Genomic DNA, 17,708 nt, shown 5'->3' with positions numbered 1-17,708 from the left:
GGAAGGCCGCGCGTAGGTTTCAATGTTCAAACGTGTCTCGCTAGGCTGCGGTCATGACCACGACGCCACGCTGGCTGAACCCCGAGGAACGACGGGCGTGGCTCGCCTACGTCCAGTTCTCCACCCACCTGTCGGACCACCTGAACCGCCAGCTGCGCCGCGACGCGGGGATGACCCATGCCGACTACACCCTGCTCGCCAACCTCTCCTCGGTCAAGGATCACAGCCTGACCATGTCCGAGCTGGCCGAACGCCTGAAGATCACCCGGAGCCGTCTCACCCACGCGGTGACCCGTCTCCAGGAGGCCGGCTATGTCGACCGCCGCGAGGACCCCGCCAACCGCCGCAACCAGCACGCCGTCCTCACCCCGGCCGGCATGAGCCTCCTGGAGCGCGCGGCCCCCGGTCATGTCGAGGCGGTCCGCCGGGCCGTCTTCGACGTCCTCACCCCCGAGCAGGTGACCCGGTTCGCCGACATCGGCGAGGCCGTGAACACCGCCCTCCAGCGCATGGACGCCGACAGCGACGAGCAGGAGGCGCTGCCCTGGCGGCGCCGTTAGCGCGGAGCCCACCGCGGCGGTACGGCCCGTAAGCCCCGGGGCCCGCCGCGGACGTCGTATCCGCAGCGGGCCCCGGGGCGCCGGCCGGTGTGGGCCGGGGAACGGTCAGGCCTCGTCCTTGCCCTCCGGTGCCAGCAGGATCGCCGTGTTGGTGTGGTGCGCCACGGCGTCGCTGACCCGCGGGTCGAACAGCGCCTCGACGGAGTTCCGGTGGTGCGGGCTCAGGACGATGAGATCGGCCGCGAACTCCTCGGCGGTCTCCGCGATGGCCGCCGCGACCTGCGTGGTCAGCCCCCTGACGAGGGTCCCCTCGGCCTTCACGCCCTGGTCGCGCAGCGCCGTCAGCGCCTCGTCCAGGACGGCCTGGGCCTCGGAGTCCTCCTCCAGGGGCACGACCGCGGCGACGGAGGCGGCGGAGGCGATGACGTGTATGACGCGGACCTCGGCGTTCGTCAGCTGCGCCAGCTCGCCGGTCAGCCGCACGGCGGAGCGGCGGGCGGGGCTGGGGTCGACGGCGACCAGGATGCGCTGGAACACGGACACGGTGTTTCCCCTTCCGGGGGCCTGGAAGGTCTGCTCGGTGGTCAGGGACGCCGGATCACGGCGTGACGGGTCGGCGCTTCCGGCGCCGAACGAGTTCTTCCAGCCCCACCCTGTGATCATCTCACCGGCCTCCGGCGCTACGGACGGCGGCCCGTGTAACAGCCACTGAACTGCCGAGAGCCGGACGGTATCGGCGACGCGGCCGAACCCGCGGCCCCCCTTCACCGCATGACGTCTTCACCGCATGACGTCGACGAGGTGCGGCACGACGCGGGTCAGCCGGGTCACGCCCCACAGGATCAGCCCGGCCCCGGCCACCTCGGGCAGCAGCCACCACCCGGTGCGGACCGACTCGTCGAACAGGGCGACGCCCAACAGCAGACTGACCGCCGCGTCGCCGATCGTCAGCGCGGGCTGGGAGGCCACGAGCGGACCGGCCTGCAGCGCGTTCTCCAGGAGCAGCAGCGCCGCGATCCCGGTGAGCGCGAAGCCGTACGTCTGCCAGGTGGTGAGGAACGCGCCGAGGCCCCCGTCGGCGAGGCGACCGGTGGCCGACTTCATCAGGGCGGCGGTCAGCGCGTTGCCGATCGCCGCGCCCGAGGCCAGGGCCGCCGCGCGGAACAGCGGCGACGAGGACGACCGTACGAGCAGCACCGCGACGGCGATGGCGCCCAGGGTGAGGGCGAGAGCCGGGATCCAGCGCTGCATCGACGCCTGCTGGCGGCCGCCGGACGGGGCCGCCGCGGTGAGCAGCAGCGCCAGGCCCGCCACCACCACCGCGATCGTCCGCCAACCCTCCGGGCTCGGCCGGCGGTGCATCAGCGGAATGGCGATCAGCAGCGCGAACGGCAGTTCCAGCATGAACAGCGGCTGGACCAGCGCCATCGGCCCGTTGACCAGGGCGAGCGCCTGGAAGACCGCGGCGCCCGCCACCCCGGCGATACCGATGGCCCAGGCGGGGCGCCGTACCAGCACCAGCAGCAGGCGCAGTCCGCTGCGGCCGGGCACGGTGGACGCGGCCTTGCGCTGGAAGGCCGTGCCCGCCGCGTTGCTGACGGCACCCAGGACGGCGAAGAGCACGGCGAGCACCATGATTCCAGCATGCCTGCTGCGCCCCGACCGCTCAGCCCCGGAACGCCTGGGCCGGTGGCCCGGGGCGGGGCTACGGCCGGAGCACGATCTTGCCCTGGGGATGGCCCTGCTCCAGCTCCCGGAACGCGTCCTGGACCTGTGCGAGCGGGTGGACGCGGGCGATCGGGACGTCCAGCCCGCCCCGTGCGGCGAGGCGCGCGAGTTCGCCGACCACGACCGCGCTCGCGGCCGCGCCCTCCCCGTAGGTCCGTGCGCCGACCCTGGCCGCGGCCTGCCAGTCCCGGATCGTGTTGATCCGTTCGGGTCGTACGCCCAGGTCCACGGCCAGGTCCACGTAGCCGTCGCCGAAGGTGTCGATGAACGCGTCGATGCCCTGGCCGCCTGCGGCCTTCCGGATCCCCTCGGCCGCGCCCTCCCCGTAGGCGACCGGGACGATGCCGTGGTCCGCGAGCCAGGCGTGGTTGCGTTCGCTCGCCAGCCCGATGACGTTGGCGCCGCGCCGTCGCGCGAGCTGTACGGCGAGCGACCCCACGCCGCCGGCCGCGCCGGACACCACGACGGTCTCGTCCGGCTGGGGGTCCACCGCGAACACCGTCGCGTACGCGGTCGTCCCGGCCACGTACAGCGATCCGGCCACCTCCCAGGGCAGTCCCTCGGGGCGGGACACCAGGTTCACGTCGTCGGCCACGACGTACTCCGCGTGGCTCGCCCTGCGATGGGTGAAGCCGAGGACCTCGTCGCCCACCGCGAAGCCGCGCACCTCGGGACCGGTCTCCACCACCACGCCCGCCAGATCGCTGCCCTGTCCGGAGGGAAACGTCGCGGGCCAGCGGCCGTGCCGGGCGCCCTCGCGGATCATCGCCTCACCGGGCTGGATCCCGGCCGCGCGGACCTCGACCAGTACCTGCCCAGGCCCGGGCACCGGCCGCTCGACCTCCTCGACCCGCAGTACATCGATCCCGCCGTACGCGTGGAACCGCACCGCCTTCATCGCGTGATCACCGCTCTTCCTCACTGGGACAAGCCTCGGCCGACGAGCCGTCGGCCGGTGACCCACCGACCGCGGCTTGGCGTTCAACGACCCGGTACCGGCAGTCTCTTCCCGCTTCTCCCGGCCCGGCGATGCGGTTTTCGAGGCGTGCGCGTACGTCAGGCGAGCCGCTCGGCGAGGGGGTCGCCGGCCAGGAACGCGGCCAGTTCCGTCCGGTCGGGCGCCGTGGCCGGGCCGCGCCGGGTCACCGCGCAGGCCGCCGCCGCGTTGGCGCCGCGCGCGGCCGTCAGCGGATCGAACCCCTGGCCGAGCAGGGCGAGGAACGCCCCGACGTGCGCGTCGCCCGCCCCGTTGCTGTCCACGGCGGTGACCGGGAAACCCGGTACGTGCACGGGCGGTCGACCCGGGGTGGCCAGCCAGCAGCCGTCCTTGTCGGCCCGTACGAGCACCCCCGCCCCGGGAGCCAGCCGCTGCCCGAGCTCCGCCGCCGCGGTCCGGGGGTCCGCGTGCCCGGTCATGATGCGGGCCTCGCGGGCGTTGGTGCTGAGCCAGTCGGTGCGGGCCAGCACGGGCGCGAGGACGCTCTCGGGGACGTCGGCGACGAGAGGTCCCGGATCGAGACAGAGGACGCTGCCGGCGGGCAGCGCGGCGGTGAGGCCGGAGAGCAGCGGGCCGTTGCCCGGCAGGGCCAGTCCGTAGCCGGAGAGCTGGACGAGGTCGTCGGGGCGCAGCCGGGTCCGGACCGCGGCCACGTCGGCCGCCGTCAGTGTGGCCTCGGCGCCGAAGCTGGTCACGAAGGTGCGCTCGCCGCCCGAGTCGACCAGAGCCACCGTGAAGCCGGTGTCGAGGTCCGCGCGGGCGGGCAGCAGCGTGCCGATGTCCTCCGCGGCCAGCGCCGCGCGCACCAGGTCGCCGTGCGGTCCCGTGCCGTGCACACCGGCGTAGACGGCCTCCGTGCCCAGGCGGCGGGCCGCCACCAGGGTGTTGAAGCCGCCGCCGGCGGTCGTCCCGGTGTGGGTGCCGGCGACGTCGCCGCCGCGTTCGGGCAGCGCGGGGATCTCGATCACCACGTCGGCGATCACGTTCCCGGCGAGGACGACCCTCCTGCTCATCGGCCCGCTCCCTGGAGACGGGCGGCGGCGGGTTCGCCGCTGTCACCCCGGGCGGGGGTGGCACGTCGGCCGCACAGCGCGTACACCGCGGCGGCGACGGCCATCGAGACGGCCCAGCCGAGGCCGTTGACGCCGAGCCAGGTGTCCGAGAGCGGGCCCGCGAACCAGACGTCGTCCGCGCTGGTCGACGCCTTGGTGAAGAGCAGGCCGGCGACGATGGCGAGTGCCCAGCCGAGGACCGCGGGCAGCCGGAAGCCGCGCGAGTACCAGTAGGCGCTGGACCGGGTGGTGTCCATCAGGGCCCGCGGGTCGTAGTCGCGGCCGCGCAGCGAGTCCACCGCGATCACCCCGATCCAGGCCGAGATGGGCACGGCCAGCAGTGTCAGGAAGGTCGAGAACGGCCCGTAGAAGTCGTCGGCGACCAGCATGAAGTAGATGCCGCCCGCGAACATCAGCACCACGTCGAGAGCGACGGCGTAGGCGCGTGGCACCCGGAGCCCGAGGGTGATCATCGTGAGTCCCGCGGAGTACGTGGAGAGGTGGTTCGACATCAGCAGTCCGCCGAAGGCCGCGACGAGGTACGGGACCGCCATCCACGAGGGCAGCATCGCGTTGACCGCGGCGACCGGGTCGGAGGCGGTGGCCAGCGTCCGGTCGCCCGCGGAGAGCAGCGAGCCGAGCGAGATCAGCAGCACCAGCGGGATGCCCGCGCCGAACGCCGAGGCCACCACGAGCCGGTGGCCCGGGATCGCCCGCGGCAGGTAACGGGCGTAGTCCGCACCGGCGTTGGCCCAGCCGATACCCGTGCCCGAGGCGATGAAGCCCACCCCGGCGACCACCGCGCTGGCCGGACCCGCCGGGGCGTCGAGGACCTTGGTCCAGTCGACGGTCGAGATCAGGAAGCCCATCACGACCAGGTTCAGGATCCCGAAGACGACCGTGGCCCACTTGTTGATCCACATGATGGTGGCGTGGCCGAGGCCGCTGATGAGCAGCGTGCAGGCGATGAAGACCAGCAGGCAGACCAGCGTGAGCACGGTGTTCTTCCGGACGCCGAACGCCGTGTCGAGCAGTGCCAGAAGCGCGTAGGCGGCGGTGGTCGTGGAGATGGTCTCCCAGCCGACCCGGCTGAGCCAGGTGATCAGGGTCGGTCCCGCGTTGCCCCGCTGTCCGAAGACCGCCCGGGACAGCGTGAGGGCCGGCGCGCCGCCCTTCTTGCCGGCCAGACTCAGGGCGCCGACGAGGGCGAACGAGCCGAAGGAAGCGAGGACGGCCACGAGGACCGCCTGCCAGATGTCGAGGCCGCGGAACGCCACCAGGGTGGCCCCGAGCGGCAGTCCGAGGATGCTGATGTTGGCGGCGAACCAGGTCCAGAACATCTGGCCGGCATGGCCGTGCCGCTCACTGTCGGGGACCGGTTCGATCCCCCGGGTCTCGACGGTACCGACGCGATCGTTCGTCTTCGAAACGGCCATGACGGAACCTCCTTGCGGGGTGCGGAAGGGCGGGTGGCGGGGTGGAGCGTCGGTCGGCGACGGAGCGGAGCGCTGGTCGGCGAAGCGGGGTGTCGTGCGGCGAAGCGGAGTGTCCGTCGGCGCAGCGGGTGATGGGTCAGCGCAGCGGAGTGCGGTTCAGCGCAGAGGGGTGTCGGTCGGTGGAGCGGGGTGTCGGGCGGCGGGGGCCAGGGCGGTTCAGCGGTAGGCGAGCAGGCGGGCCGTCAGGGGTTCCAGATCGAGGGAGTTGACGGTGCGCAGCGTGCGGACGGCGTCGGCGGGCAGCGCGGAGAGCCCGGCGACCGAGCCGGCGACGGCGCCGGCGATCGCCCCGATGGTGTCGCTGTCGCCGCCGAGGTTGGCGGCGAGCAGCGCGGTCCGCCACGGGTCGCCGTCCGCCAGCGCGAGTACCGCGAAGGCGGCGGGCACCGACTCCTGGCTCGCCACGCTGGTGCCGACCAGCGCCACGACCCGGTCCAGGGCCTCGGCCTCGGTGCGGCCCCGGACCAGCTCCCGGGCCCACTCGATCCGGGCGGCGATGTCCGCCCCGGCGATCCAGTGCCCGCGCCGCGCACCGGCACGGGCGGCGGACACGGCGGCGGTGACGGCCTCGTCGAGCGAGCCGCCGCCGACCCCGGTGCTGACGGCCGCGGCCACGGCGGCGGCGCCGGCGATGCCGATGGTCGTGTCGTGGGTGACCTGGCAGGACTCCACGACACGGTCGACGAACGCGTCGAGCGGGTCGGCGGCGAAGGCGATCCCCACCGGGGTGACGCGCATCGCGGCGCCGTTCGTCGTACCGGTGCGGCCCGCCTCCCGCGGCGGGACACCGCGGGCCACCGCGTCCAGCGCGGCCTTGGTGGACGGGCCGAGGAGGTCGAAGGACCCCTTGGCCTTCATCTCCTTCTCCCAGTCGAGCAGTTCGTGGGCCAGCCGCAGCGGATCGATCCGGCCGTCCCCCTCGACAAGGAGCCGGCCGACGACGACGGCCTGGTCGGTGTCGTCGGTGACGGACCCGGCGGGCATGCCCGCGCTGACCGGGTTGTCGGCACGGGCGGCCTCGAAGCCGGTGACGGCGCCGTACACCCGTACGACGTCCGCCCTGGACATCACCTGCGTGGGCATCCCGAGGGCGTCACCGAGGGCGAGCCCGTAGAAGGCGCCCAGGGCGCGGTCGAGTCGGTCGGTCACGAGCGGTCTCCGTTGCCCGAGCGGACGTGCAGTTCGAAGCGGGCGGGGTCGAGGAGGCTGCCGACCTGCTCGACCACCGAGCCGTCGGCGGCCCGGTACACCTGGTCGAGGCGGAGGAAGGACTCGCCGGGGGAGCGGTGCAGCACGGCGGCCTCGGCCTCCTCCAGCCCGCGTACCGAGACGACACCCTCGCCGGAGTCGCTGACCCGGCCCGCCGCGATCAGCGCCCGGCTCAGCGAACCGCCGTCGAGCCCGCGCTCCGGCAGCCCGGCAAGCCCCTCGGTCACCGGCACCCGGCTGCGCTCCAGCGACACACCCCGCCCGTCGGGCAGCCGCCGGACCCGGTCCAGGGCGAGGAACGCGTCGGACGCGAGCGCGAGCCGGGCGGCCAGCTCCGGATCGGTGATCTCCTCGAAGCGGAGGATCTCGGTCGTCAGCTCGGAGCCCTGCGCGGCCAGCGCCCGGGTCCAGCCCAGGCGGTTGTCGAGCGGGGTTCCGTCGAAGGTGACGAACGAGCCGATGCCCGCGTGGGTGGCGATGAGGCCCTCCTCGCCGAGAACCTGCAGAGCCTGCCGAAGGGTGGTGCGGCTGACGCCGAACCGCTCTCTGAGCGCGTGCTCCCCGGGGAGCCGGCTGCCGTCGGCATGGACCCCGGCTCGGATCTCGTCGGCGAGAACTCGGGCGATGCGATAGTGCTTGTGAACCTGTCCAGGCATGTCTAGACAGTAAGTGAACAAGTCCCGGTGGTCCAGAGGTTCCGGCCCGCTCTCTAAACTTGACTCTGTCAAAACTGGGCGGTTATGTTCGATGTGTGCCGAGGTGGCGAGACCCCGTCGGCGCACAACCGTCACGCACCCCACCGCACAAGCGAGTGGGCCGTCTCATCGGGAAGCGACATGCACTGTTACGACTGCGCCCAGGCGGGGCGTCACGACGCCAACGGGATCGGCGCCTGCACCCGCTGCGGCCTCTTCACCTGCGCCGACCACTCCCGGGTCGTGCAGACCACCGTCCAGCGCCCCATCGGGGTGATCCCCATGACGAGCACCCTTCCGTCCCGGCGCCTGGTCTGCGGCACCTGCCGTACGGCGGAGGCTCCCTAGAACTGACCGGGTCAACTCTGGTTGTATCGTGCACTCACAGGGCGGAACGGTCGGTATGCCGTAGGAGAGCGAAATGACCATGGAGCAGCTTGCGGGCGACCTGCTCAAGCGCAAGGGTCTGCGCAGCACGGCCCAGCGCCGGGCCGTGCTGACCGCGCTGCAGGGCCGTCCGCACTCCACGGCGGCCGATCTCGAGACACGCATCGGCACGGACCGGGCCGCGGCCGGCGGACTCTCCCGGCAGGGCCTCTACAACGTGCTGGAAGACCTGACGAAGGCACAGCTGGTCCGCTGCATCGAGCCCGCCGGTTCGCCCGCCCGGTACGAGCTGCGGGTCGGCGACAACCACCACCATCTCGTCTGCCGCCGGTGCGGTCTGATCGAGGACGTCGACTGCAGCGTCGGCGCGGCACCGTGCCTCACCCCCGACGAGGACAAGGGCTTCGCCGTCGACGAGGCCGAGATCACCTGGTGGGGACTGTGCGCGCAGTGCCGCCAGGCCACCGCGCAGCAGTAGCTCCCGCCGAGCCGGCTTCGAGTGACGCAGCTCACCCCGCTGTGCCCGCCGATCCAGGAATGCGCGCTCGCCGCGTCACGCTGCAACGTTCTAGGGGTGGACTGGGCAAGGGCGCTCGGTGCGGCCGGTCACGGAGGGTGGGGACACCATTCGGTCCCGTCCCGCTTTCCCCTCCCCGAACCCGCCGTCCCCGAAAGGTTCCCCCGCTCACCATGCCTCTGGCTCTGCTGGCCCTTGCCGTCGTCACGTTCGGCATCGGCACCACCGAGTTCGCCACCATGGGCCTGCTGCCCCAGATCGCCGACGGCGTCGGAGTGTCGGTGCCGCATGCCGGCAACCTCGTCTCCGCCTACGCCCTCGGCGTCGTCGTCGGCGCCCCCGTCCTGACCGGTATCGGCGCGCGCATACCCCACAAGCGGCTGCTGCTCCTGCTGACCGGGCTGTTCGTCGTGGGCAACACGGCGTCCGCGCTGGCCCCGAACTTCGGCCTGCTGTTCGCCGCCCGCTTCCTGGCCGGACTGCCGCACGGCGCCCTGTTCGGCGTGGGTGCCGTCGTCGCCTCCCGGCTGGTGCCCGCCGACCGCGCGGCCCGCGCGGTCTCCCGGATCTTCCTCGGCCTCACCATTGCGAACATCGTCGGCGTCCCCGCCGGCACCGCCCTCGGCCAGCATCTGGGCTGGCGCTACGCCTACTGCGCGGTCTCCGTCATCGGCCTCGTGGCGCTCCTCGCACTCGCCCTCCTCGTGCCCCACCAGCCGCGCGGCCCGCAGGCGGGCATCCGGCAGGAGCTGCGGGCGATGGGCAACCGGCAGGTCTTCATCGGCCTGGCCACCGCCGTCGTCGGGTTCGGCGGCTTCTTCGCCGTCTACAGCTACCTCGTCCCCATGCTCACGCACCTGACGGGCCTCTCCGACGCCTCGACCACCTGGGTCCTCGCCCTCTACGGCGTCGGCATGACCGCCGGCACCCTGCTCGCCGGCCCCCTCACCGACCGCGCCCTGCGCCCGACGCTGTACGCCGGGATCATCCTGCTGGGGGCGGCACTGGTGACGTTCTACTTCACCGTCCACAGCACGGTCCCGGCCCTGGTGACGGTCACCTTCATCGGCGCGATGGGCGCCCTCATCACCACGCCCGTCCAGATGCTCCTGATGATCAACGCGAAGGAAGCCCCGACGATGGCGGCGGCCTCCAACCACTCCGCGTTCAACATGGCCAACGCGGCCGGGGCCTGGCTCGGCGGCCTGGTCATCTCGGCCGGCTGGGGCTGGGCCGCGCCCAATCTGGTCGGCGCGGTCCTCGCGGTGGCCGGCCTGGGGCTGGCGGTCACCGGCGGCCTCCTGGACCGCGGCGGGCGCCCCTCGAAGGTGGTCACCGGCAAGGACACCGCGGAGCCGGCGCAGACCGCCGCACCCGCACCGGACCTGACAGCATCGAACCTGACCGAGCCGGACCTGACCGAGCCGAACCGGGGGTGAGCCGCCGGCCGGGGCGGTGGTCCACCCGCCGCCCCCGGCCGGCAGCCGCTCACTGGCCCGGCGTGAGGATGTACGTGTTCAGGGTGCCCACCGCGGTCAGCGGAGTGGGCGACCCGGTGTCGTAGCGGTCCACGGCCACGTAGTTGGGCTTCTTCCGGGCGGCCGGGGTGCAGAAGTTCTGCGCCCGGTTGAGGATCTTGCCGTTGTCGGTGGAGGCGGTGCCGGCGATGGGATAGTCCCGGAAGTGGTTCATCACGAACAGCGGGTGGAAGGCCGACGAGTCCGTGGTGAGCGGTCTGCCGGTGCCCCAGCGGCTGTAGCAGGACCAGTCGGAGGAACCGAGGCCGGCGCCCATCGACCAGTAGTTCTCCACGGTCCACTCGCGCTGGTACATCACGCCGAACGTGTCCCGGGTGGTCCAGCCGTTCGCGGTGTCGCTCGCCCGGGTCCGGTCGCTGAAGATCAGCAACTGCTTTCCGCGGGCCGCGAGATCGGCCATCGTGGGCCAGCCCTTGGTGGCCACGCCCTCCTGGTCGGGCCGGTACAGCACGTCGGACAGGCCGCTGACGCCGGCGAGGGACGACTTCAGCACGTCGGAGGAGGCGTAGTCCTCCAGGAAGACGGTGGCGAACTGGCCGGGGTTGGCCTTCAGGAAGTCGACGATCCGCTGCAGGTCGGTGGCGAGCGGGACCGGGCTGCTGACGCCGTCGCAGCTGTTGTGGCAGAGCACGGCCTGGCCGGAGACCGTGTAGTCGTCGAGCATGAACCCGCGCACCCCGTCGGACAGCTGCCGGCTGATGCCGTAGTTCTGGTTGGGGAACAGGCTGACCGGGAAGGACGCGAAGTTGCCGTCCGAGCTGTTGGCGAAGGCGTTGTGGGCGGTCAGGAAGGTCACCTGGTCCAGCGTGCGGGTGTCGGCGGAGGGCATCGCCGAGGTCGCGTACGAGACCGGGGTGAGGTACCAGCGGGCGAGGTCGCCGGAGGAGCCGACCTGTACGGCGGCCGAGTCGGACGACGAGCCGGTGAGGTACTGGGAGGTGCCGGGGACGGTGACGGAGTAGGTGCTGTCGGCGCCCGCGGTGACCGTCCAGGTGGTGCCGTCCGCGCCGCAGGCGGCGGTGACCGCGGCGGTGCCGTTGCGCCCCAGACAGGTGCCGGACTCGTCGGCGTTCTGGAGCTGGTAGCCACCGCTGACCGCGACGGCGGTCCACTGCTGGTGGTCCTCGTTGCCCTTGGGGTTGTGCGCGGCCACGGTGCCGCCGCTGTCGGCGGCGTTGAGGCCGGTCACGTAGTTCTGGAGGTAGACCGAGGCCGTCGGGACCGCGGCCGACGCGGTGCCCGGGAGGAACACGGGCGCCGACAGGGCGAGGACGGCGGAACAGCACAGGACGCGCATGGGGCGCAGACGCACGGGGGGTATCCCTTCGCTGTGGCAGGAGTTGCCGATGGTGACAGAGCCATGACTTACCGGCCGGAAGGCGTTCCGCGCCAGTCGTCCCACCTGAATTCCGCGTCACACAACGGAACTTGACGCTACGTCACCAGAGCGCACGGCCTGCTGGAAGCGCACGGCCTGCGAGAAGCGCACGGGGCAAGTCCGGCCGTCCGCCGATGCGGTTGGGGGCAGGGTGGGGGAAGGTGGGAAGGTGGTGGACGGGGCGGGCGCGCAGGCACCGGCGAACGCCTCGTCGTCACCGTGATCCACGCCGTCGTCCGGAATGAGGCAGTCATGACAGGACCCGAGGCCGAGGCCGAGAAGGAGATCCTCGGCCGCATCGCCGAAATGATCAGCCAGGAGAAGGACCTGCGTGACCGCCTGGCACAGCAGGAGATCGACGGGACCACCGAGCACGCCCGTCTGGCGCGCCTGGAGACGGAACTCGACCAGTGCTGGGACCTGCTCCGCCAGCGCCGCGCCAAGGTCGAGGCGGGCCAGGACCCCGGTGAGGCGAACGTCCGCCCGGCGTCCCAGGTGGAGCGCTACCTGTCCTGAGGCCGCACCGGCCCGACCCGCCAGGAGGGCGGCACCCCGGTGCGGGGGCCGACAGGGACTGGACGTGCCGCTCCCCGGCGGCGATCGTGGCCGGTATGAACGATCACCACACGGCGCCCGGCGGTGCCACCGGAGCGGAGGAGGCCGTGCCCGACGCGGACTCGCACGAGGAGACCGGCGAGATCCGCCGCTTCCGGGAACGGCTCGGGCTCCCCGGACTGGTCGACGTGCACACCCACTTCATGCCCGAGCGGGTCCTGCACAAGGTCTGGAACTACTTCGACACGAGCGGACCGCTGATCGGCGACCTGGGGTGGCCCATCACCTACCGCAAGGAGGAGGCCGAACGCACCGCCCTCCTCCGGGAGTTCGGCGTCCGCTCCTTCACCGCGATGCTCTACCCGCACAAGCCCGGCATGGCGGCCTGGCTGAACACCTGGGCCGCCGACTTCGCCCGTCGCACCCCCGACTGCCTGCACACGGCGACCCTGTTCCCCGAGCCCGGCGTCGAGACGTACGTCCGTGCGGCCGTCGAGGCGGGCGCCCGGGTGTTCAAGGCACATGTACAGGTGGGCGGGTACGACCCGGCCGACGGACTCCTCGATGCGACCTGGGGACTGCTGGCCGACGCCGGGATCCCCGTGGTGATCCACTGCGGCTCCGGTCCCGCCCCCGGCAAGCACACCGGCCCCGGTCCGATCGCGCGGGTACTGGCACGGCATCCGAGGCTGCGGCTGATCGTCGCGCACATGGGGATGCCCGAGTACGAGGAGTTCCTCGGTCTCGCCGAGCGGTACGAGGAGGTGCGGCTGGACACCACGATGGGGTTCACCGACTTCACCGAGCGGTTCATGCCGTTCCCGACCCGGGCCCTGCCCCGCGTCGCCGCTCTCGGCGACCGCGTCCTGCTCGGCTCCGACTTCCCCAACATCCCGTACCCCTACGTGCACCAACTCCACGCCCTGGAGCGACTGGAGCTCGGCGACGCGTGGCTGCGGGCGGTGTGCCACGACAACGCGGCACGCCTGTTCCGGCTGTGACCGCGACACGCCCATCGCGTGGCGGAACACCGGGCCGCGGTCAGGCCGGCGGCGGTCCGGGCGCGGCGACGACGGCGATTCCCGCCTCGCCGCTCTCGAACAGGCTCACCAGCTCGGCCAGGCCGACCGGTCCGTCACGGTGCTCGATGCTGTGGCCGATCAGCGCGACGGGCTGTTGGAAACCGTCCCGCTCCGGGGGTACGAAGTCGGTGACGGCCTCCCGGCGCACGAGCACGACCAGCTCTCCGCCGCCTGGATCGCGGGGGAGCCGGTCGAGGTGTGCACGCAGCGCGGCCGGACGCGACGTCAGATCCTGGGCGAGGACGTCCCGGCGGGCCAGCAGGGACACCGAGAGCCGCTCGCCGGTCCGTTCGTACCGGGCGGAGAGATCCTCCGGCAGCAGGTAGAACACTCCGGCCTCACCCTCGTGTCCCCGGTTCAGCAGCATGCAGGCCATCTGCTCGGCCGGATCGGCGGACCTGTGATCGAGGTCGAGGATCACTTCCGGGGTGTCCGGGTCGAGTGAGGGGATCGCGCTGATCCACATGCGGTCGGAGCCGTCCATGCCGGGCATTCAAGCACACCGCTCCACGGGCTCACCGGCCTGCTCACGCCCCGATGAACCGCACCGTCTCGGCCACCTCGGCCCGGCCGGTGCGGACCGGTGGCGTACCCGCCCGCTCGAAGCCCACCGCGAGACCGCACAGCAGGACCAGCCCGTCCTCGGCCCCGACCAGTCGGCCGACGGTCTCGCGGTACATCGTCCACATCACCTGGGGGCAGCTGTGCAGCCCTTCCGCCCTGAGCAGCAGCATGACCGTCTGCAGGTACATCCCGGCGTCCGCCCACTGTCCGGGGCCCATCGCCCGGTCCAGGTAGCAGAACAGCACGACCGGCGCCCCGAACGCCCCCGAGTTCAACGCGGCGATCTTCACGGGCCGTTGCGGATCCTGGCGCTCGATGCCCAGCGCCGCGTACCGCTGGTCGGCCGCGGCGGCGAAGCGGTCCAGATACGGCGGGCCCAGTTCGGCCGGGTACATCGGGTACTCGCGTTCGTCGCCCGGGTCCCCCGCCAGGGCCCTGGCCGTCGCCCGCCGCTTCAGCTCGGCCAACGGCTCGCCGGTCACGACGTACACCTGCCAGGGCTGGAGGTTCCCGCTCGACGGCGCCCGCCGTGCCGCGGCCAGCACCCGGTCGAGCACCTCCCGCGGCACCGGCTCGTCGCTGAACGCGCGCACCGCCCGCCGGCTGTCCACGGCCTCGTACACGTCCACGTCCACTCGTCCTTTCGAGACGGCCCCCGACGGGCCGCGGAACTACGGAAGTTCGACGCTGACGAGACTGTGCAGCAGGGTGCGCAGATGCCCCGGCATGTCGATCGCGTCCGGACTGAGCAGCCACTGGATCTGCAGGCCGTCGATGAACGCGATCAGATCCGCCGCCAGCCCCGCCGGCGCCACGTGCGGACGCAGCAGACCGCGACGCGCCAGGTCGTCGACGGCCGACTGCATTTCCCGGCGGGCACGTTCGTAGCGTTTCACGAAGTACGGGCGCGCCGGGTGGTCGGCCGCGGTGGCCTCGCTCGACAGCACCGCGAACAGGCTCACGATCAGCGGGTTGGCCTGGTTGTGGGTGACGAGCCGGATCATGCTGGCGAAGTACTCCAGGCCGTCCTGGGTGACCGCACCCGACTGGAAGAAGTGCTCGTCGTCCTGGCGCTCGCGCTCCTCCAGGACCGCCTCCAGCAGCGACTCCTTGGTGGGGAAGTGATGCAGCAGGCCCGCGCGTGAGACACCGCAGGCGGCGGCCAGCTGCACCATGCTCGCGTTGCGGTAGCCGACCTGCCCGAACGCGGTGAACGCGGCCTCGATGATCTGGGCGCGCCGCCGCTCCCCCTTGGGGTAGTTCCGTGGGGCCGTCCCCTGCCGCGCCGCGTCCCGTGCCATGAACGAGATGCTAACGACCCCTAGAAACCGTCAGCCCTGTCGGTATTCTGTTTCCCGGCCGCCCGCGCCGAGAGGAGTCCCCATGTCGACACCGCAGATGTCGGTTCAGCTCTACTCCGTACGCCATGCCCTACAGGCCGACCAGGACGCGGCCCTCGGCCGCCTGGCCGCCCTGGGCCTGACCAATGTCGAGGCCTTCGACTTCGTGCACCGCGCCGAGGAACTCGCCGCCGCACTCGCCCGGCACGGCCTGTCCGCGCCCACCGGGCACGCCGGCTTCCTGTCGCCCGACGGGGCGTCCGCGGCCTCCCTGGACGAGACGTTCCGGGCCGCCCGCCGGCTGGGTGTGGAGATCCTCTTCGACCCGTTCGTCCCCGCCGCCCGGTGGGCCGACGAGGAGGAGATCGCCCGCACCGCCGCCCTCCTGAACGACGCCGCCGAACGGGCGGCCGACCACGGACTCCGCGTCGGCTACCACAACCACTCGCAGGAGTTCGTGCACACGGTCGCCGGCGTCAACGCCTTCGACTGCTTCGCCGACCGGCTGAACCCGGAAGTCGTCCTGGAGATCGACCTGTTCTGGGCCTCGGCCGGCGGCAACGACGTCGTCGCCCTGCTGGACCGCCTCGGTTCCCGGGTGGGTGCCCTGCACGTGAAGGACGGCCCCGTCATCGACGACCCGTTCACCTCGGGCGCCCCCTTCGACCCGGCCGACACCGGCCAGGTCGCCCCCGGCCGCGGCCGGATACGGCTGGACGACGCGCTGTCCGCGGCCCCGCACGCCGAGTACGCCGTCATCGAGTTCGACCACTACGACGGCGACATCTTCGAGGGCATCGCGGCGGGCGTCACCTACCTCAACGGGAAGGGCATCGCCTGATGGCGGCACGGAACCCGATCGGCGTCGGCGTCATCGGCGCCGGCAACATCAGCGACCAGTACCTGACCAACCTCACCAGGTTCCCCGACCTGCGGGTGGCCGTCGTGGGCGACCTCGACACCACGCGCGCCGAGACCCAGGCCCGCAAGTACGGCGTCGCGGAGTGGGGAACCGCCGCGGACGTCCTCGCCCACCCGGACGTCGAGATCGTCGTCAACCTGACCGTCCCCGCCGTCCACGCGGAGGTCAGCTCGGCGATCCTCGCCGCGGGCAGGCACGTCTGGTCCGAGAAGCCCATCGCGGTGGACCGCGCCGACGCACGGGCCCTGCTCGACCAGGCGGCCGCGGCCGGCCTCAGGATCGGGGTCGCCCCCGACACGATCCTCGGCCCCGGCCTGCAGACGGCCCTGCGGGCGGTCGCCCGCGGCGACATCGGCACCCCGCTGTCCGCGCAGACCGTCATGCAGTACGCGGGACCCGACCTGTGGCACCCCGCCCCCGAGTTCCTCTTCGCCAAGGGCGCCGGGCCTCTCTTCGACATGGGCCCCTACTACCTCACCGCCCTGGTCTGCCTGTTCGGCTCGGTGACCCGGGTCGCCGCGCTCGGCTCTACCGCCCGCGAGGTCCGTACCGTACGCAGCGGCGAGCGGGCGGGCACCGAGTTCGAGGTGGCCGTCCCCACCCACGTCTCCGCACTCGCCCGGTTCGAGGGAGGCGGCGTCGGCCAGAGCGTGTTCAGCTTCGACTCCCCGCTCACCCGCACCGGATACGTCGAGATCACCGGCACCGAGGGCACCCTGGTCCTGCCCGACCCCAACACCTTCGCGGGCGAGGTCAGGATCACCCGGATCCCGCAGCGGGGCCGCGATCCCGAGTGGGAGACCGTCACCCCCGTGGGCATCGAGGCCGGCCGCGGTCTCGGCGTCCTGGACATGGCGCGAGCGCTCCGCGGCGGAGGCCCGCACATCGCCACCGGGGAACTCGGTTACCACGTCCTGGACACCATGACGTCCATCGACGAGGCCGTCGCCTCGGGCGAGACCGTCCGGATCGCGAGTGCCGCCCCCGCGACACCCCTGGTCCCGGAAGACTGGGACCCCTTCGGGGCCACTGCCTGAGGCGGCCACTGCCTGCCGCGGACGCCTCCTATGCTCCTGTTGCCCCGTCCTCCCGCCGTGGGAGGACGGGGCAGCGGCAGGCCGTCGGCCGCCGCCCGGATAAGGGGGAGGGGAAGCCGTGGGGGAACTGGCGGAGCTCGAGGAACGGGTCGCGGTGATCGACGCGTACATCGAGCCCATCGCGACGAGGCCGGTGGATCTCACCGACCCCGACTGGACACGGAAGATGCAGGAGGGCCCGCGGCCGCTGGACGAGGCGGGGATCCGGCCGGAGGCCGAGACGGCGCTGCGGGACGTGCTCTCCCTCTATCAGGAGGGCGACGAGGGCGAACGGGCCGCCCTCCGCGCGCTCCTGCAGCGGTACCACTCGTTCACCTGGGCGACGACGCTGCCCTTCGAGCCCACTCCCCGGGGTTTCCGGCAGCGGCTGCTGGAGATCTCGGTCGAGGACCAGGGCCGCGACACCCGGGACATGATGGTCGACCTGAACGGCCTGTGCGGGGACGCCCACGACGCGGGTGTCGACATCCGGCCGCTCCTGCTGGAGGTGGCCGAACTCTCCAGCCAGGTCGACAGGTACGGGATGGGTTCCACACGGGACATCCTGCTCCGAGCGGCCGGAAGGAAGCCCAGCGGGCCCTGGTGAGGAGA

At 72.5% G+C, this 17,708-nt stretch carries 20 protein-coding genes; 9 read left to right on the top strand and 11 right to left on the bottom strand.

Annotation, left to right across the window (positions count from 1 at the left end; genetic code table 11):
* Positions 1-53: 53 nt before the first annotated feature.
* A complete protein-coding gene (locus tag ABZ887_RS39075; protein WP_361300815.1) occupies positions 54-560 on the top strand; it encodes a MarR family transcriptional regulator in 507 nt (168 codons plus the stop codon).
* Between the two features lie 105 nt (positions 561-665).
* On the opposite strand, the gene ABZ887_RS39070 is transcribed toward ABZ887_RS39075, so the two are convergent.
* The 7 genes from ABZ887_RS39070 to ABZ887_RS39040 all read right to left on the bottom strand — a co-directional run bounded on the left by ABZ887_RS39070 (position 666) and on the right by ABZ887_RS39040 (position 7,698).
* Entirely contained in the window at positions 666-1,223 is a 558-nt protein-coding gene (locus ABZ887_RS39070; protein ID WP_361300812.1) for a universal stress protein, read from the bottom strand.
* Between the two features lie 117 nt (positions 1,224-1,340).
* On the bottom strand, positions 1,341-2,198 hold the full coding sequence (locus ABZ887_RS39065; RefSeq protein WP_361300938.1) for a DMT family transporter: 858 nt from the start codon (positions 2,196-2,198) through the stop codon (positions 1,341-1,343).
* A gap of 67 nt (positions 2,199-2,265) precedes the next feature.
* Positions 2,266-3,186, bottom strand: a complete 921-nt coding sequence (locus tag ABZ887_RS39060) for an NADP-dependent oxidoreductase (RefSeq protein ID WP_361300935.1) — start codon at positions 3,184-3,186, stop codon at positions 2,266-2,268.
* Between the two features lie 158 nt (positions 3,187-3,344).
* On the bottom strand, positions 3,345-4,298 hold the full coding sequence (locus ABZ887_RS39055; protein WP_361300809.1) for a PfkB family carbohydrate kinase: 954 nt from the start codon (positions 4,296-4,298) through the stop codon (positions 3,345-3,347).
* Positions 4,295-5,773, bottom strand: coding sequence for a cytosine permease (locus ABZ887_RS39050; protein WP_361300806.1), 1,479 nt, complete (start codon positions 5,771-5,773; stop codon positions 4,295-4,297). The genes ABZ887_RS39055 and ABZ887_RS39050 overlap by 4 nt, the downstream gene beginning before the upstream one ends.
* A 216-nt stretch (positions 5,774-5,989) precedes the next feature.
* A complete protein-coding gene (locus ABZ887_RS39045; RefSeq protein WP_361300803.1) occupies positions 5,990-6,982 on the bottom strand; it encodes an ADP-ribosylglycohydrolase family protein in 993 nt (330 codons plus the stop codon).
* Entirely contained in the window at positions 6,979-7,698 is a 720-nt protein-coding gene (locus ABZ887_RS39040; RefSeq protein WP_361300800.1) for a GntR family transcriptional regulator, read from the bottom strand. Before ABZ887_RS39040 ends, ABZ887_RS39045 begins: the two co-directional genes overlap by 4 nt.
* 180 nt (positions 7,699-7,878) lie before the next feature.
* Between ABZ887_RS39040 and ABZ887_RS39035 the strand changes: the two genes are divergently transcribed.
* The 3 genes from ABZ887_RS39035 (at position 7,879) to ABZ887_RS39025 (ending at position 10,080) form a co-directional block, all read left to right on the top strand.
* A complete protein-coding gene (locus tag ABZ887_RS39035; protein WP_361300797.1) occupies positions 7,879-8,085 on the top strand; it encodes a DUF2180 family protein in 207 nt (68 codons plus the stop codon).
* 79 nt (positions 8,086-8,164) lie between these two features.
* Entirely contained in the window at positions 8,165-8,602 is a 438-nt protein-coding gene (locus tag ABZ887_RS39030; protein ID WP_361300932.1) for a transcriptional repressor, read from the top strand.
* Between the two features lie 212 nt (positions 8,603-8,814).
* Positions 8,815-10,080: an MFS transporter gene (locus tag ABZ887_RS39025; protein ID WP_361300794.1), complete on the top strand. Its 1,266-nt coding sequence runs from the start codon at positions 8,815-8,817 to the stop codon at positions 10,078-10,080.
* Positions 10,081-10,129: 49 nt separating this feature from the next.
* Here the strand turns inward: ABZ887_RS39025 and ABZ887_RS39020 are convergent, their stop codons facing one another.
* The gene (locus ABZ887_RS39020; RefSeq protein ID WP_361300929.1) at positions 10,130-11,476 is read right to left on the bottom strand and encodes an RICIN domain-containing protein; all 1,347 of its coding nucleotides are present in this window, start codon (positions 11,474-11,476) and stop codon (positions 10,130-10,132) included.
* Positions 11,477-11,809: 333 nt separating this feature from the next.
* Between ABZ887_RS39020 and ABZ887_RS39015 the strand changes: the two genes are divergently transcribed.
* Together ABZ887_RS39015 and ABZ887_RS39010 are read left to right on the top strand one after the other, a co-directional pair.
* Positions 11,810-12,073 (top strand): DUF2630 family protein, encoded by a 264-nt coding sequence (locus tag ABZ887_RS39015; protein ID WP_361300791.1) that lies wholly within the window; start codon positions 11,810-11,812, stop codon positions 12,071-12,073.
* A 95-nt stretch (positions 12,074-12,168) separates the two neighbouring features.
* Positions 12,169-13,113 carry an amidohydrolase family protein gene (locus ABZ887_RS39010; protein WP_361300788.1) on the top strand — a complete coding sequence of 315 codons (945 nt, stop codon included), beginning with the start codon at positions 12,169-12,171 and terminating at the stop codon, positions 13,111-13,113.
* A gap of 40 nt (positions 13,114-13,153) precedes the next feature.
* Here ABZ887_RS39010 and ABZ887_RS39005 read toward each other — a convergent pair whose 3' ends face one another.
* Genes ABZ887_RS39005 through ABZ887_RS38995 form a run of 3 tightly spaced genes read right to left on the bottom strand, consistent with a single transcriptional unit; the run spans position 13,154 to position 15,059 of the window.
* Positions 13,154-13,678 carry a hypothetical protein gene (locus ABZ887_RS39005; protein ID WP_361300785.1) on the bottom strand — a complete coding sequence of 175 codons (525 nt, stop codon included), beginning with the start codon at positions 13,676-13,678 and terminating at the stop codon, positions 13,154-13,156.
* Positions 13,679-13,721: 43 nt separating this feature from the next.
* A complete protein-coding gene (locus tag ABZ887_RS39000) occupies positions 13,722-14,387 on the bottom strand; it encodes a nitroreductase (protein ID WP_361300782.1) in 666 nt (221 codons plus the stop codon).
* A gap of 42 nt (positions 14,388-14,429) precedes the next feature.
* The gene (locus tag ABZ887_RS38995; RefSeq protein WP_361300779.1) at positions 14,430-15,059 is read right to left on the bottom strand and encodes a TetR/AcrR family transcriptional regulator; all 630 of its coding nucleotides are present in this window, start codon (positions 15,057-15,059) and stop codon (positions 14,430-14,432) included.
* A gap of 82 nt (positions 15,060-15,141) precedes the next feature.
* Here ABZ887_RS38995 and ABZ887_RS38990 point away from each other — a divergent pair, with 82 nt between their 5' ends.
* The 3 genes from ABZ887_RS38990 to ABZ887_RS38980 all read left to right on the top strand — a co-directional run bounded on the left by ABZ887_RS38990 (position 15,142) and on the right by ABZ887_RS38980 (position 17,703).
* Entirely contained in the window at positions 15,142-15,939 is a 798-nt protein-coding gene (locus ABZ887_RS38990; protein ID WP_361300776.1) for a sugar phosphate isomerase/epimerase, read from the top strand.
* Entirely contained in the window at positions 15,939-17,057 is a 1,119-nt protein-coding gene (locus tag ABZ887_RS38985) for a Gfo/Idh/MocA family oxidoreductase (RefSeq protein WP_361300773.1), read from the top strand. The genes ABZ887_RS38990 and ABZ887_RS38985 overlap by 1 nt, the downstream gene beginning before the upstream one ends.
* 118 nt (positions 17,058-17,175) lie before the next feature.
* A complete protein-coding gene (locus ABZ887_RS38980; protein WP_361300770.1) occupies positions 17,176-17,703 on the top strand; it encodes a hypothetical protein in 528 nt (175 codons plus the stop codon).
* The last annotated feature ends 5 nt before the right edge of the window (positions 17,704-17,708 follow it).

The sequence above is a fragment of the Streptomyces sp. NPDC047061 genome, from assembly GCF_040643955.1.
Lineage (GTDB): Bacteria > Actinomycetota > Actinomycetes > Streptomycetales > Streptomycetaceae > Streptomyces.
Note: the sequence above shows the minus strand (reverse complement) of the source record. Positions and strands in the feature narration are given on the sequence as shown.

Bases quoted from the DNA above. Each gene is read 5' to 3' on its own strand.
- ABZ887_RS39075 (WP_361300815.1), top strand. From the start codon at position 54: ATGACCACGACGCCACGCTGGCTGAACCCCGAGGAACGACGGGCGTGG.
- ABZ887_RS39070 (WP_361300812.1), bottom strand. From the start codon at position 1,223: ATGATCACAGGGTGGGGCTGGAAGAACTCGTTCGGCGCCGGAAGCGCC.
- ABZ887_RS39060 (WP_361300935.1), bottom strand. From the start codon at position 3,186: ATGAAGGCGGTGCGGTTCCACGCGTACGGCGGGATCGATGTACTGCGG.
- ABZ887_RS39055 (WP_361300809.1), bottom strand. From the start codon at position 4,298: ATGAGCAGGAGGGTCGTCCTCGCCGGGAACGTGATCGCCGACGTGGTG.
- ABZ887_RS39050 (WP_361300806.1), bottom strand. From the start codon at position 5,773: ATGGCCGTTTCGAAGACGAACGATCGCGTCGGTACCGTCGAGACCCGG.
- ABZ887_RS39040 (WP_361300800.1), bottom strand. From the start codon at position 7,698: ATGCCTGGACAGGTTCACAAGCACTATCGCATCGCCCGAGTTCTCGCC.
- ABZ887_RS39035 (WP_361300797.1), top strand. From the start codon at position 7,879: ATGCACTGTTACGACTGCGCCCAGGCGGGGCGTCACGACGCCAACGGG.
- ABZ887_RS39030 (WP_361300932.1), top strand. From the start codon at position 8,165: ATGGAGCAGCTTGCGGGCGACCTGCTCAAGCGCAAGGGTCTGCGCAGC.
- ABZ887_RS39025 (WP_361300794.1), top strand. From the start codon at position 8,815: ATGCCTCTGGCTCTGCTGGCCCTTGCCGTCGTCACGTTCGGCATCGGC.
- ABZ887_RS39020 (WP_361300929.1), bottom strand. From the start codon at position 11,476: ATGCGCGTCCTGTGCTGTTCCGCCGTCCTCGCCCTGTCGGCGCCCGTG.
- ABZ887_RS39015 (WP_361300791.1), top strand. From the start codon at position 11,810: ATGACAGGACCCGAGGCCGAGGCCGAGAAGGAGATCCTCGGCCGCATC.
- ABZ887_RS39010 (WP_361300788.1), top strand. From the start codon at position 12,169: ATGAACGATCACCACACGGCGCCCGGCGGTGCCACCGGAGCGGAGGAG.
- ABZ887_RS39005 (WP_361300785.1), bottom strand. From the start codon at position 13,678: ATGGACGGCTCCGACCGCATGTGGATCAGCGCGATCCCCTCACTCGAC.
- ABZ887_RS38995 (WP_361300779.1), bottom strand. From the start codon at position 15,059: ATGGCACGGGACGCGGCGCGGCAGGGGACGGCCCCACGGAACTACCCC.
- ABZ887_RS38990 (WP_361300776.1), top strand. From the start codon at position 15,142: ATGTCGACACCGCAGATGTCGGTTCAGCTCTACTCCGTACGCCATGCC.
- ABZ887_RS38985 (WP_361300773.1), top strand. From the start codon at position 15,939: ATGGCGGCACGGAACCCGATCGGCGTCGGCGTCATCGGCGCCGGCAAC.